Source organism: Actinoallomurus vinaceus (assembly GCF_039542055.1).
Lineage (GTDB): Bacteria > Actinomycetota > Actinomycetes > Streptosporangiales > Streptosporangiaceae > Actinoallomurus > Actinoallomurus vinaceus.
Genome location: NZ_BAABHK010000003.1, coordinates 582,068 through 595,678, shown reverse-complemented (window position 1 = coordinate 595,678; position 13,611 = coordinate 582,068). Strand labels below are relative to the sequence as shown.

Genomic DNA, 13,611 nt, shown 5'->3' with positions numbered 1-13,611 from the left:
GATGATCACTGCGCGGCGGCGTCCTGGTCGTGCGCCGGGCTTGAAGTGCGCGCAGACTGCCACCGATCTCCTTCGGTGATCTATTGATTACGCTAAGAAATGGTAATCGTGGTGTCGGTGATGTTCGCCGAGAGGGCACTCCGCCGTCTCGGAGGGTGAGACCGGCGTCCGGGCCGGTGAGGGTCCTTCGTAGACTGATCAGGTGATATCCCGTATCGACCTGCGCGGGTCCCTGCCGGACGACCTGCGCTCCGTGCTGCCGAGAGCCGAGCTCGACGTTGAGGCCGCCCTGGAGAAGGTGCGGCCCATCTGCGATGACGTACGCCATCGCGGCGCCGAGGCCGTACGGGACTACACCGCGCGCTTCGACGGAGTGAAGGTCGAGTCGCTGCGGGTGCCCGCCGAGACCATCGGCCGCGCACTCGACGAGCTGGATCCGGCCGTCCGCGACGCGCTCGAGGAGTGCATCCGCCGCACCCGCGTCGTCCACCGCGCCCAGCGGCGCACCGACGTCACCACCCAGGTGGTGCCGGGCGGCACCGTCACCGAGCGGTGGGTGCCGGTGGAGCGGGTCGGGCTCTACGTCCCCGGCGGCCAGGCCGTCTACCCCTCCAGCGTCGTGATGAACGTCGTGCCCGCGCAGGAGGCGGGGGTCGAGTCCCTTGCCGTGACCTCGCCGCCGCAGCAGGAGTTCGGGGGGCTGCCGCACCCGACGATCCTCGCGACGTGCGCGCTGCTCGGCGTGGACGAGGTGTACGCCGCGGGCGGCGCGCAGGCCGTCGCGATGTTCGCCTACGGCACCGAGGAGTGCCGGCGTGTCGACATGGTGACCGGGCCCGGCAACATCTGGGTCGCGGCGGCCAAACGGCTGCTCAAGGGCGTGATCGGCATCGACTCCGAGGCCGGTCCCACCGAGGTCGCGGTTCTGGCCGACGCCACCGCGGACCCGGTGCACGTCGCCGCCGACCTGATCAGCCAGGCCGAGCACGACACGCTCGCCGCGGCCGTCCTCGTGACCGACTCCGAGGAGCTGGCCGCCGCCGTGGAGCGCGAGCTGGCCGCCCAGGTCGCGCGCACCAAGCACAGTGAGCGGATCACCGCCGCGCTGGACGGCCGCCAGTCGGGAATCGTCCTCGTCGACGGCGTCGACGCGGGGCTGAAGGTCGTCGACGCCTACGCCGCCGAGCACCTGGAGATCCAGACCGCCGACGCCCGTACGGTCGCGGCCCGGGTCCGCAACGCGGGGGCGATCTTCGTCGGCCCGCACGCGCCGGTGTCGCTCGGCGACTACATGGCCGGCTCGAACCACGTGCTGCCCACGGGCGGGTGCGCCTGCCACTCCAGCGGCCTGTCGGTGCAGACGTTCCTGCGCGGCATCCACGTGGTCGACTACGACGAGGCCGCCCTGGCGGAGGCGACCCGGCGGGTCGTCACGCTCGCCGAGGCCGAGGACCTGCCCGCCCACGGCGCCGCCATGAAGGCGCGGTTCGATTGGGGAATCCCCGAGTGACCTCCTTGAGCGATCTGCCGATCCGCGACGACCTGCGCGGGAAGGAGCCGTACGGCGCGCCGCAGCTGGATGTGCCCGTACGGCTCAACACGAACGAGAACCCCTATCCGCCGTCGCCGCGGCTGGTCGAGGCGCTCGGCCGCGCGGTGGCCGACGTCGCCGGCGGCCTCAACCGCTACCCCGACCGCGACGCCGTCGAGCTGCGCAAGGACCTCGCCGACTACCTCGGCCACGGGGTCACCGCACGCCAGGTGTGGGCGGCCAACGGCTCGAACGAGATCATCCAGCAGATCCTGCAGGCGTTCGGCGGCCCGGGGCGTTCCGCGATGGGCTTCGAGCCGTCGTACTCCATGCACCCGATCATCACGCGGGTCAGCGGCACGGCGTGGATCGACGCCTACCGCGACGAGGACTTCGGGCTGGAGGCCGAGCGGGCGGTCGCGGCGGTCGAGGAGCACCGGCCCGACATCGTGTTCCTGACCTCGCCGAACAACCCGACGGGCACGTCGCTGACGCTCGAGGCGATCGAGGCGGTGCTGAAGGTCGCGCCGGGCATGGTCGTGGTCGACGAGGCGTACGCCGAGTTCCGGCGGGAGGGCACGCCGAGCGCGCTGTCGCTGCTGCCCGGCAGTCCCCGGCTGATCGTGACCCGGACGATGAGCAAGGCGTTCGCGATGGCCGGCACCCGCGTGGGCTACCTCGCCGCCGACCCGGCGGTGATCGACGCGCTGCTGCTCGTCCGCCTGCCGTACCACCTGTCGGCGGTGACGCAGGCGGTCGCGCGCACGGCGATCGCGTTCCAGGAGGAGCTGCTGGGCGCGGTCCAGGCGCTGCGCACCGAGCGCGACGCGCTGGTCGGCTGGCTGCGCGGGGAGGGCTTCCAGGTCGCCGACTCCGACGCGAACTTCGTCCTGTTCGGGAGGTTTCCCGACCGGCGTGCCGTCTGGCAGGGCATGCTCGACCGAGGCGTGCTGATCCGCGAGGTGGGGCCGCCGGAGTGGCTGCGGGTGAGCGTCGGGACGCCCGAGGAGATGGCGGCGTTCCGCGCCGCGCTGAAGGAGAGTACGTGAGTTCAACCGGAGGAGAGCAGCGGATGCGGACCGGACGCGTCGAGCGGGGCACGAAGGAGACCCAGGTCCTCGTCGAGATCGACCTGGACGGCGCCGGGCGGGTGGACGTCGCCACCGGCGTCGGCTTCTTCGACCACATGCTGACGCAGCTGGGCAAGCACGGGTCGTTCGACCTGACCGTGAAGACCTCTGGCGACCTGCACATCGACAGCCACCACACGATCGAGGACACCGCGATCGCGCTGGGTCAGGCGCTCCGCGAGGCGCTGGGTGACAAGTCCGGTATCCGGCGGTTCGCGGACGCGAGTGTGCCGTTGGACGAGACGCTCGCCCAGGTCACGGTCGACCTGTCCGGCCGGCCGTACCTCGTGCACACCGAGCCGGAGGGCATCGCCCCGATGATCGGCCCGGACTACGACACGACGATGACCCGGCACATCTTCGAGGCGTTGGTGTTCAACGCCGCGATCTGCCTGCACGTCCACGTCCCGTACGGGCGCAACGCGCATCACATCGTCGAGGCCCAGTTCAAGGCCCTCGCGCGGGCGCTGCGCGACGCCGTCGCCCACGACCCGCGCGCGCACGGCATCCCCTCGACCAAGGGCACGCTGTGAAGAACGTCGTCGTCCTCGACTACGGATCGGGCAACCTGCGCTCCGCCGAGCGCGCCATCGCCCGCGTCGGCGCGGACGTCACGGTCACGGCCGACTTCGACGCCGCGCTGAACGCCGACGGCCTGGTCGTGCCGGGCGTCGGTGCCTTCGCCGCCTGCATGAACGGCCTGCGCGGCGTCCGGGGCGAGCAGATCATCGGCCGCCGGCTCGCCGGGGGCCGCCCGGTGCTGGGCATCTGCGTCGGCATGCAGATCCTGTTCGAGAAGGGCGTCGAGCACGGCATCGCCACCGACGGCTGCGCGGAGTGGCCGGGCACGGTGGAACGGATCGAGGCGCCGGTCCTGCCGCACATGGGCTGGAACACCGTGGAGGCCCCGGAGGGGACGGTCCTGTTCGCCGGCATCGAGCCGGACACCCGGTTCTACTTCGTGCACTCGTACGGCGTGCGCCGCTGGGAGATGGCGCCCGGCCGGTTCACCCCGCCGCTGGTGACCTGGAGCGAGCACGGCGAGCGTTTCGTCGCCGCGGTGGAGAACGGTCCGCTGAGCGCGACGCAGTTCCACCCGGAGAAGTCCGGTGACGCTGGGGCCGCGGTCCTGAAGAACTGGCTGTCGACGCTCTGATGAGCAAGGAGCGTCAGCGGCGGCGGGCCGAGCGGGAGGCCGAGCGCGAGCGCGCCGCCGCCGAGGCCGCCCGCCGGAACGCCCGTGCGGCCCGGCGCCGCGTGCTGGTCGCCAGGCTCACGCGGTGGGTGCCGCGCCGGTCCGGGCGGCCGGGCGGCATTCTCGCCCGCCGTCGCCGCGAGCAGAACGCCATCGTCGCGGTCGTGTTCGTGCTCGTCCAGGTCATCGCCTGGATGAATCTCTCTTCGTGGATGGAGCGGCTGGGAGTGCTGGCGCTGTCGGTGTTCCTGGTCCCCGTGTTCGTCACCCTCGCCTTCGACCGCAGGTCCTGAGGCCTTCTCGGGCTGCCCGGCGGAGGTCGCGGTGACGCCGCGTCCGGCGGGTGCGGCCGGCCGATGCCCCGCCGCGAACGTCATCGGTTCGGGGCGGTAGGCGTCGGGCGGGGAAACGATCTTCGTCGCTTCGGTTAACGATCTTGTGGAAACGCTCCCAAGTTGATTCGATCACGAAAACACCATACGGATGCGTATGGTGATGGCGTGATCATTTGGGAGGGCGCATGCCACAACGACGCAAGGCCATCATGTCCGTACTGACCGCGGCCATGATGTCGCTGGCACTGGGGACCGGGCAGGCTCGGGCCGATACGTCGCCCGACGCGGCGGCGTTCGCGGACGCGGACCAGACCCCGGCGGAGATCCAGGCCTACTGGACACCGGAACGCCTTCGCACTGCCGAGGAAGAGGCCACCGCGACCCCCGAACCCGACGACGAGGGGACCCCCACCACGACCCCTGCCTCGACGATGTCCGACAGCGGCACCGGCAGCGCGCCCCCCTCCGCCCGCACACGGGACGCCGACGCGCTGACGCCGTTCTCGGCGTCGAAGGTCTGGTCCGCGCACGGTACGCAGCCGGCCGCCACGATCGGCAAGCTCTACTACACCAACAATGCGGGAGGGCGTTACTACTGCTCCGCGACCGTGATCAACTCCGACAACCACAGCACCATCTGGACCGCCGGGCACTGCGTCACCGACGGGCACAAGCACTGGTACTCCAAGTTCCTGTTCGCCCCTGACTATCACGACGGACAGTGGCCGTACGGGACGTGGGCGTGGACGAAGGTGGCGGCTCCGCACGGCTACCACGACGGGAAGAGCCGGAGCTTCGACATGGCCGCGATCGCCCTCGCCCCGAACTCCGCCGGCCGCAGGGTCGGTGACGTCGTCGGATGGCAGGGGTACAAGTTCGGCAAGGCCTATGACCAGACGGACTGGTCCGACGTCCGCTCGTTCGGCTTCCCCGTGAACACCCATCCCTCCAGATCCGGGATCAGCGGTGCCGACCTGCGGTTCTGCGTCGACAGTAAGACGTACCGCGAGAGCCTCTTCCAGGTCGTCGACTGCGACATGGGCAGCGGCTCCAGCGGCGGCCCGTGGCTCGACGACCTGGACCTCTCGCGCGGCTGGGGCTACCTCATCGGGCACAACAGCCATCACACCGATGCCGGTTTCGCGACGGAGCGCAGCCCCTGGCTGGACAACGCCGCGATCAATGTCCGCGACACGGTCCGCCGCGCCTGAAACGACGCCGCAACACCCTCGCGGCCCCGGCGATCTTCCACCCGGAGAAGTCCGGTGGCGCCGGGGCCGTGGTCCTGAAGAACTGGCTGTCGACGCTCTGATGAGCAGCGCTCCCACTCCCTGTCGAGGTCTGCCGGGCGCTGCCGTGCGTGGCACCCGTGGGGAGGTTTCCGCCATCATCGACCCGCCGGAGTTCGCTGACGGGCGCCAGAGGCGCTCGTGGCCGACACGGCTGTGACGACCCCGCTAAGGAGATGGCTGCGATGACCCCCGACAGCGCCGTGACCTCCTCCAAGGACGTACCGTCCGACACGCTGCACCCGCCCCTGCGGCGGCCGGACCGCGTTGCCCCCCAGGGCCGTAAGTCGGCGTGGGCGGCGTTCCTCATGGGAGTGGTGGTCAGCGTCGCGGCGAATGTCGCGCACACCTGGCACCCGGCCGCCGCCACGTTGAAGACCTACGCAGCCCTGCACGGCGGTTCGACCGGCGGATGGCATCCGGAGCTCGGGGCGCAGTTGGCGGCGGCGTTCTACCCATGCGCGCTGCTGCTGACGATCGAACTGCTCACCCGGGTGAAGTGGCCGTCCGGCGCGGCATGGGCGTTCGCTCGTTTCGGCGGCACCGGCGTGGTCGCCGCGGTCGCCGCCGTGGTGTCCTACCGGCACATGGCCGGGCTCCTGGCCGCCTACGGGGAGGACGCTCTGACGGCGAGGATCGGGCCGTTGGCGGTCGACGGGCTGATGGTCGTCGCCTCCTTCGCCCTGCTGGCGATCGCCCGCGACCGTACGCCGGCCGCCATGGCGGCATCCGATACGGCCCGATCGGTGCACACCTCTCGACCCGCCACGGCCGCACCCGGCCCGTCTCCGACCACCGACGTCGCTCCCGACGCGACCCGATCGGGTGCGGCGCCGACCGACACGATCCGGGCCGCCGCCGCGGCGGCGGCGGAGACGCTTCGCTCGACCATGGCATCGGCCGACACGTCCCGATCGGTCATCGCGGCATCCCGGACGGCGGTCGACCTGGCGGCGCCCGAGACGACGAGGGCCGACACGGCGGGACGGCCCACGCGAGGCGCGTCGGGAACCGAGCTGCAGACCGTCGTGGCCCTCACCGACGCGGGACACCGCGACGGGCCCACGTCCGATCAGATCCGACAGGCGGCGCAGCCGCACGTGCCCGCGCGGCGAGGCAGCGACAGCCCCTTGCCGGAGGTCTCCAAGCGCCCGTCGAACGGCTCACGGCCGGAAGACGGTCGGCCCGACAGGACGAACAGCGCCACCGACGGTGGTACCGAGGCCGGCGCGGAGCAGTCGGCACCGCGAACGCCGCAGCGGCCCGACCCGTCCGACCTCCGTACGCGCGCCGGCGTCCTGCTCAGCCAGCGACCCGAGATGACAGGCCGGGAACTGGGGCGGGTCCTGGGCGTGTCGGAGCGACACGGCCAGCGGATAGCCACCGAGGTCCGGCGGTCGATGGCCGTCAACGGCAGTGGCCGTCATTAGCAACGGCGGCCAGGCCCGACGGTGAACGGGGCGTCCGGCCGAAAGGGTCGTGACGCGAATATCGGCGCACTCCAGCCGCCGGACCTGCCCGGCAGGACGACCGTCACCGCTTCGGTAGGGTTTCGGGTATGACACTGACGCTGCTTCCCGCGGTCGACGTCGCCGATGGCCAGGCCGTGCGCCTGGTCCAGGGCGAGGCCGGCACCGAGACCTCGTACGGCGAGCCCGTCGAGGCGGCCCTGGCCTGGCAGAGCGCGGGCGCGGAGTGGGTCCATCTGGTCGACCTGGACGCGGCGTTCGGCCGGGGTTCCAACCGCGAGCTGCTGGCCGCGGTGATCGGCAAGCTGGACGTCAAGGTCGAACTGTCCGGTGGCATCCGGGACGACGACTCGCTGGCCGCCGCGCTGGCGACCGGCTGCGCGCGCGTCAACATCGGGACGGCGGCGCTGGAGAACCCCGACTGGTGCCGCAAGATCATCGCCGAGCACGGCGACAAGATCGCGGTTGGGCTGGACGTGCGCGGCACCACGCTCGCCGCGCGCGGCTGGACCCGTGAGGGCGGCGACCTGTGGGAGGTGCTCGACCGCCTGGAGGCGGACGGTTGCCCGCGCTACGTCGTCACCGACGTGACGAAGGACGGCACGCTGCGCGGGCCCAACACCGAGCTGCTTCGCGAGGTGTGCGCGCGCACCGACCGTCCCGTCATCGCCTCGGGCGGCGTGTCGTCCCTGGACGACCTGCGGGCGCTCGCCGAACTCGTGCCGGTCGGCGTCGAGGGCGCCATCGTCGGCAAGGCGCTGTACGCCGGCGCGTTCACCCTGGAGGAGGCCCTGGCCACGGTGGGAGGGTCCGCGTGATCAAGCGGATCCCCTCGGGCGGGCCGTGGGAGGACGTCGTCGGCTATTCGCGGGTGGTCGTGGCCGGTCCGTGGGTGCTGGTCGCGGGCTGCACGTCGACGGTGGACGGCGAGGTCCGCCACGAGAACGACGCGTACGGCCAGACGAAGACCGCGTTCGGCATCGCCCTTCAGGCGGTGGAGGAGGCCGGCGCCACGGCCGAGGACGTCGTACGGACCCGGATGTACGTCCGGGACATCGCCGATGCCGAGGCCGTCGGGCGGGCGCACCACGAGATCTTCGGAGAGGTCCGCCCGGCCGCGACGATGATCGAGGTGTCCGGGTTCATCGATCACCGGATGCTGGTAGAGATCGAGGTGGACGCCTACTCCGAGGCGCTCCAGGACGGAGACAGGCCATGACCGTCGCGATCCGGGTGATCCCCTGCCTGGACGTCGACGCCGGGCGGGTGGTCAAGGGCGTCAACTTCGAGAACCTCCGGGACGCCGGCGACCCGGTCGAGCTGGCCCGGCGCTACGACGCCGAGGGCGCCGACGAGCTGACCTTCCTCGACATCACCGCCTCCAGCGGCGAGCGCGAGACGACGTACGAGGTCGTGCGCCGTACGGCCGAGCAGGTGTTCATCCCGCTCACCGTGGGCGGCGGCATCCGTACCGTCGATGACGTCGACCGGCTGCTCCGTGCCGGGGCCGACAAGGTGTCGATCAACACCGCGGCGATCGCCCGGCCGGAGTTCCTCCGGGAGGCGGCGCACCGGTTCGGCTCGCAGTGCATCGTGCTGTCGGTGGACGCCCGCCGCTCCGGCGACGGCTTCGAGGTGACCACGCACGGCGGACGGCGCGGCACGGGCATCGACGCGGTCGAGTGGGCGCGGCGCGGCGAGGAGCTCGGCGTCGGCGAGATCCTGCTCAACTCCATGGACGCCGACGGCACCAAGAACGGCTTCGACCTGGAGATGCTGCGGGCGGTCCGCGAGGTCGTCGGCGTGCCCGTCATCGCCAGCGGGGGAGCGGGCGCGCTCGAGCACTTCGCCCCGGCGATCGACGCGGGGGCCGACGCGGTGCTCGCCGCCAGCGTCTTCCACTTCGGCGAGCTCAAGATCGGCGAGGTCAAGGAGTCCATCCGCCAGGCGGGCCACCCCGTACGCTGACGGCACCCTGCGCGCCCGGTCTCCGGGTGCGGGAGCTCCGCTCTTCCCGCACTCTGCCGGAACGGCGATTCTCCCGTGGCCGACGGGGATGCGGGGTGACGTCCGTCTCGAATCCGCGTCGGGCAAGCATGTTCGCCGGTGAGCGGGGCACAGGTGGGACGTGTCCCACAGAAGTGACATAGCCCTTAACCCCGCGTTTCGGGCGGTCCGCCCGGTGCCTGGGCGCGTCGGCGCGCCCGTCGCCCCGTACGGTCCGTGGCGAGTCGATCACACTGAATGTGTACGGTTGTCACAAACGCACAATTCAGACATCCGGGGCCGAGGTCACTTCCGGGGGATGAGGAAACGGCTCTGGGCGAGGGATGATCATGCGTGCTCTAACGGTGGTGCCGTTGAAGGCGGGATCGCTCGAGGTCAGTGAGGTTCCCGAGCCCACACGGGGCGAGGGCGAACTGCTCGTCGACGGCGTCGCGCTCGGCGTGTGCGGCACGGACCGGGAGATCATCGCCGGTGATTACGGCTGGGCACCACCCGGCGAGGATCGGCTGATCCTCGGCCACGAGTCGCTCGGGCGGGTCCGGGAGGCCCCGGACGGCAGCGACTTCCACCCCGGTGACCTGATCGTCGGCATCGTGCGCCGGCCCGATCCGGTCCCGTGCGGCGCGTGCGCCCGCGGCGAGTTCGACATGTGCCGCAACGGCCGGTACACCGAGCGCGGCATCAAGCAGATCCACGGTTTCGGATCCGAGCGGTGGACCATCGAGGCCGACTACGCCGTCCGCATCGACCCGGCGCTGGGCGACCTCGGCGTGCTCATGGAGCCCACGAGCATCGTGGCCAAGGCCTGGGACCATATCGAGCGGATCGGCAACCGGGCCTGGTTCGAACCCCGCCGGCTTCTGGTGACCGGCGCCGGCCCGATCGGACTGCTGGCCGCCATGCTGGGCGCGCAGCGGGGGCTCGACGTCCACGTGCTCGACCGGGTCACCGCCGGGGTGAAGCCGAAGATCGTCGCCGACCTCGGCGCCACGTACCACACGGGGTCCGTCGACGACGTCACGGCCAAGGCGTGCCCGGACGTCGTCATCGAGGCCACGGGTGTCTCTCACCTCGTCATGGAGACGATCACCAATAACGCGGCGGCGAGCGTCGTGTGCCTGATGGGCGTCTCGCGCGGGGGCCATCGGATCGAGGTGGACGCCGGTTCGCTCAACCGGGAGATCGTCCTGGGGAACGACGCCGTCTTCGGATCGGTCAACGCAAACCATCGCCACTACGAACTGGCCGCCGAGGCGCTCCTGCGCGCGGACCGGTCCTGGCTGGCGCGACTCATCACCAACCGGCTGCCCCTCGAGCGAGCGCCCGAGACGCTCGAAGACGGCAGCGGAGACGACGTGAAAGTCGTCATCGACCTGTAGATCGGGATGAAAATGACCACACAAGTTCCCGTCGCGCGGCAGGAGCACCTCGCGCACGTCGTCTTCATCTCCGCCGCGGCGGCCCTCGGCGGTTTCCTGTTCGGGTATGACAGCGCGGTCATCAACGGGGCTGTGGACGGCATCAAAGGCCACTTCGGCATCGGAGCCGGCACCACCGGCCTGATCGTCTCCGCCGCACTGCTCGGCTCCGCGCTGGGCGCGGCGATCGCCGGAAAGCTCGCCGACCTCAAAGGACGTCTCATCGTCATGCGGCTGGCCGCCACGCTGTTCGTGGTCAGCAGTTTCGGAGCGATGTTCCCGTTCGCCGATTGGGAGCTGGCGTTCTGGCGGGTCATCAGCGGCGTCGCCATCGGCATGGCGTCGATGGTCTCCCCGGCGTACATCGCCGAGGTGGCGCCGCCCGCCTACCGTGGTCGGCTGGCGTCGTTCCAGCAACTGGCGATCGTGCTCGGCATCGCGATCTCGCAGCTCGTGAACTTCGCGATCGCGGCGCTGGCCGGAGGCAACACCCGAAACCATCTCGTCGGCATCGAGGCGTGGCAGTGGATGCTGGGCGCCGCGGCGGTCCCCGCGGCGATATACCTCGTATTCGCCCTGGTCATTCCCGAGTCGCCGCGTTACCTCGTCGAGGACGGGAAACTGGACCGGGCCCGTCAGGTCCTCTCCGAGGTCGAGGGCGACGTGGACCTCGACGCCCGGGTCCGCGAGATCCAGGCGTCGCTGAGGTTGGAGCACAAGCCGCGGCTGCGGGACCTTCGGGGACCCGCGATGGGACTGCTGCCGATCGTATGGGTGGGCATCGGCCTGTCCGTGCTCCAGCAGTTCGTCGGCATCAACGTGATCTTCTACTACTCCGCGTCGCTGTGGCACTCGGTCGGCATCTCCCAGACCAACTCGCTGCTGATCAGCCTGTCCACCTCGATCATCAACATCGTGGGCACCCTCATCGCGATCGCCTTCGTCGACAAGATCGGCCGCAAGCCGCTGGCGCTGATCGGCTCGGTCGGGATGACCCTCTCGCTGGCCACGATGGCCTGGGCGTTCAGCGCCGCGCGGAAGATCGGTCCCAACGATGTCCGGCTGCCGCACAACGAGGGCCTGGTGGCGCTGTTCACCGCGCACACGTACGTGCTGTTCTTCGCGTTGTCGTGGGGTGTCGTCGTCTGGGTCATGCTGGGCGAGATATTCCCCAACAAGATGAGGGCGGCCGCCATGTCCGTGGCCGTCGCGGCCCAGTGGATCGCCAACTGGCTGGTCACCGTGACCTTCCCGAGCCTGTCCCAGTGGAGCCTGTCCGGCGCGTACGTCGGATACTCGATCTTCGCCGCGCTGTCGGTGATCTTCGTGACCAGGTTCCTGCGTGAGACGAAGGGCAAGAAGCTCGAGGAGATGGGCTGACCGCCCGCAGGCCGACCGTCTGCAGGCCGACCGCTCGCAGGCCGACCGCTCGCAGGCTGACCGCTCGCAGGCCGACCGCTCGCAGGCTGACCGCTCGCAGGCTGACCGCTCGCAGGCTGACGGCCCGGGCCGGCCGGTGAGGAGGAGCGCATGGCCCTGCCCACGGCACGCCTGGGCACGACCGACATGGAGATCACCCGCGTCGGGTTCGGCGCCTGGGCGGTCGGGGGATCCTGGGAGTACGGCTGGGGTCCCCAGAGCGACGAGGAGTCGATCAACGCGATCCGGCATGCCGTGGACCAGGGCGTGAACTGGATCGACACCGCGGCGGTCTACGGTCTCGGTCACTCGGAGAAGGTCGTCGCCCAGGCGCTCAAGGGCGTCTCCGACCGCCCGTACGTCTTCACCAAGTGCGGGATGACCTGGGACGCCAACGGGGACGTCGCGCGCGTCGCCCGGCCGGAGACGATCCGCCGGGAGGTCGAGGACTCGCTGCGCCGGCTGCGGGTCGAGCGGATCGACCTCTACCAGGTGCACCAGACGCCCGAGGACGGCACGCCCGTGGAGATGTACTGGGAGACGATGGCGGAGTTGCACCAGGCGGGGAAGGTCCGGGCGATCGGCCTGTCCAACCACACCGCGCTGCGCCTGGAGAAGGCCGAGCAGGTCGCGCACGTCGACTCCCTGCAGCCGCCGTTCTCGCTGATCGACCGCATGGCCGCTCCGGAGATCGACTGGTGCGCCCGTAACGGCACCGGAGTGATCGTCTACTCGCCGATGCAGTCCGGCCTGCTGACCGGCGCGTTCTCCCGGCGGCGGGTCGACGCGCTGCCCGAGGACGACTGGCGGCGGCGCTCGCCGGACTTCACCACCGGGCTCGACGCCAACCTGGCGCTGGCCGACGCCCTACGCCCCGTCGCCGAACGGCACGGTGTGTCGCAGGCGGCCGTAGCGGTCGCCTGGACGCTCGCCTGGCCGGGCGTGACCGGCGCGATCGTCGGCGCCCGCGGCCCCGAGCAGGTCGACGGCTGGCTGCCCGCCGCGTCCCTGGAGCTCACCCCGGAGGACCTGGACGAGATCGCCGCGGCCGTCGTGCGCACCGACGCCGGCCGCGGCCCCGTACGCCCGTGACCTCGGGCGACTTCGGCGATCGGCTTCATCGCGCGTTGGCGGGGGTCTCGTACGCCCGTGGCCTCGGGCGACTTCGGCGATCGGCTTCATCGCGCGTTGGCGGGGGTCTCGTACGCCCGTGGCCTCGGGCGACTTCGGCGATCGGCTTCATCGCGCGTTGGCGGGGGTCTCGTACGCCCGTGGCCTCAGGCGATCTCCACGATCGCCTCGACCTCGACCGGCACCGCGAACGGCAGGGCGCACACGCCGATCGCGGAGCGGGCGTGGCGGCCCGCGTCGCCCCACAGGTCGCAGACGAGGTCGCTGAAGCCGTTGACGACGGCAGGTGTCTGCTCGAAGCCGGGAGTGCAGTTCACGTATCCGGTGACCTTGATCCATCGCCGTACGCGCGTCAGCTCGCCGAACTCGCGTTTGAGGGACGCGAGGGCCGCGAGGGCGCACTGCCGGGCCGCCGCCCGGCCCTCTTCCACGGTGAGGTCCGCGCCGACCTTTCCGCGGGCGAGCCGGCGCGGCCCGTCGGCCGGGCCGTGCCCGGACAGGTACGCCAGCGGGCCTGCCACCGTGACGAACTCCAGCCGCAGGGCGACGCCGGGCGGAGCGGCGATGGGGGAGGGGAGGACCGCCCCCAGCTCGGACAGGCGTCGTTCGATCAGATCCATGTCGGGCAACCTAGAGAAGTGAAACGCTGTTCCGCAAGATCTTGAAAAATGAAACGCCATTCCGTTA

14 protein-coding genes are annotated in these 13,611 nt (G+C 71.0%); 13 read left to right on the top strand and 1 reads right to left on the bottom strand.

The window, feature by feature from the left end:
• Positions 1 to 202 precede the first annotated feature (202 nt).
• From hisD to ABEA24_RS13670, 13 genes are all read left to right on the top strand, one after another.
• Positions 203 to 1,510: a histidinol dehydrogenase gene (gene hisD / locus ABEA24_RS13730; RefSeq protein ID WP_345431149.1), complete on the top strand. Its 1,308-nt coding sequence runs from the start codon at positions 203 to 205 to the stop codon at positions 1,508 to 1,510.
• On the top strand, positions 1,507 to 2,580 hold the full coding sequence (locus tag ABEA24_RS13725; protein ID WP_345431147.1) for a histidinol-phosphate transaminase: 1,074 nt from the start codon (positions 1,507 to 1,509) through the stop codon (positions 2,578 to 2,580). The genes hisD and ABEA24_RS13725 overlap by 4 nt, the downstream gene beginning before the upstream one ends.
• A gap of 23 nt (positions 2,581 to 2,603) precedes the next feature.
• Positions 2,604 to 3,194, top strand: a complete 591-nt coding sequence (hisB, locus tag ABEA24_RS13720; RefSeq protein WP_345431445.1) for an imidazoleglycerol-phosphate dehydratase HisB — start codon at positions 2,604 to 2,606, stop codon at positions 3,192 to 3,194.
• Entirely contained in the window at positions 3,191 to 3,817 is a 627-nt protein-coding gene (gene hisH / locus ABEA24_RS13715) for an imidazole glycerol phosphate synthase subunit HisH (protein WP_345431146.1), read from the top strand. The genes hisB and hisH overlap by 4 nt, the downstream gene beginning before the upstream one ends.
• The gene (locus tag ABEA24_RS13710) at positions 3,817 to 4,149 is read left to right on the top strand and encodes a hypothetical protein (protein WP_345431145.1); all 333 of its coding nucleotides are present in this window, start codon (positions 3,817 to 3,819) and stop codon (positions 4,147 to 4,149) included. Before hisH ends, ABEA24_RS13710 begins: the two co-directional genes overlap by 1 nt.
• A gap of 227 nt (positions 4,150 to 4,376) precedes the next feature.
• Positions 4,377 to 5,402 carry a trypsin-like serine peptidase gene (locus ABEA24_RS13705; RefSeq protein WP_345431144.1) on the top strand — a complete coding sequence of 342 codons (1,026 nt, stop codon included), beginning with the start codon at positions 4,377 to 4,379 and terminating at the stop codon, positions 5,400 to 5,402.
• 263 nt (positions 5,403 to 5,665) lie between these two features.
• Complete coding sequence (locus ABEA24_RS13700; protein ID WP_345431143.1) at positions 5,666 to 6,910, top strand: DUF2637 domain-containing protein; 1,245 nt, start codon at positions 5,666 to 5,668, stop codon at positions 6,908 to 6,910.
• A 128-nt stretch (positions 6,911 to 7,038) separates the two neighbouring features.
• Positions 7,039 to 7,767, top strand: coding sequence for a bifunctional 1-(5-phosphoribosyl)-5-((5-phosphoribosylamino)methylideneamino)imidazole-4-carboxamide isomerase/phosphoribosylanthranilate isomerase PriA (gene priA, locus ABEA24_RS13695; protein ID WP_345431142.1), 729 nt, complete (start codon positions 7,039 to 7,041; stop codon positions 7,765 to 7,767).
• The gene (locus ABEA24_RS13690) at positions 7,764 to 8,168 is read left to right on the top strand and encodes a RidA family protein (protein ID WP_345431141.1); all 405 of its coding nucleotides are present in this window, start codon (positions 7,764 to 7,766) and stop codon (positions 8,166 to 8,168) included. The genes priA and ABEA24_RS13690 overlap by 4 nt, the downstream gene beginning before the upstream one ends.
• Positions 8,165 to 8,917 (top strand): imidazole glycerol phosphate synthase subunit HisF, encoded by a 753-nt coding sequence (gene hisF / locus ABEA24_RS13685; protein ID WP_345431140.1) that lies wholly within the window; start codon positions 8,165 to 8,167, stop codon positions 8,915 to 8,917. The genes ABEA24_RS13690 and hisF overlap by 4 nt, the downstream gene beginning before the upstream one ends.
• A gap of 368 nt (positions 8,918 to 9,285) precedes the next feature.
• Positions 9,286 to 10,335 (top strand): glucose 1-dehydrogenase, encoded by a 1,050-nt coding sequence (locus ABEA24_RS13680; RefSeq protein ID WP_345431139.1) that lies wholly within the window; start codon positions 9,286 to 9,288, stop codon positions 10,333 to 10,335.
• Between the two features lie 12 nt (positions 10,336 to 10,347).
• Positions 10,348 to 11,754, top strand: coding sequence for a sugar porter family MFS transporter (locus ABEA24_RS13675; protein ID WP_425551180.1), 1,407 nt, complete (start codon positions 10,348 to 10,350; stop codon positions 11,752 to 11,754).
• A gap of 150 nt (positions 11,755 to 11,904) precedes the next feature.
• Positions 11,905 to 12,885, top strand: a complete 981-nt coding sequence (locus tag ABEA24_RS13670; protein WP_345431137.1) for an aldo/keto reductase — start codon at positions 11,905 to 11,907, stop codon at positions 12,883 to 12,885.
• A 185-nt stretch (positions 12,886 to 13,070) separates the two neighbouring features.
• On the opposite strand, the gene ABEA24_RS13665 is transcribed toward ABEA24_RS13670, so the two are convergent.
• Positions 13,071 to 13,544 (bottom strand): RidA family protein, encoded by a 474-nt coding sequence (locus tag ABEA24_RS13665; protein ID WP_345431136.1) that lies wholly within the window; start codon positions 13,542 to 13,544, stop codon positions 13,071 to 13,073.
• Positions 13,545 to 13,611: the final 67 nt, after the last annotated feature.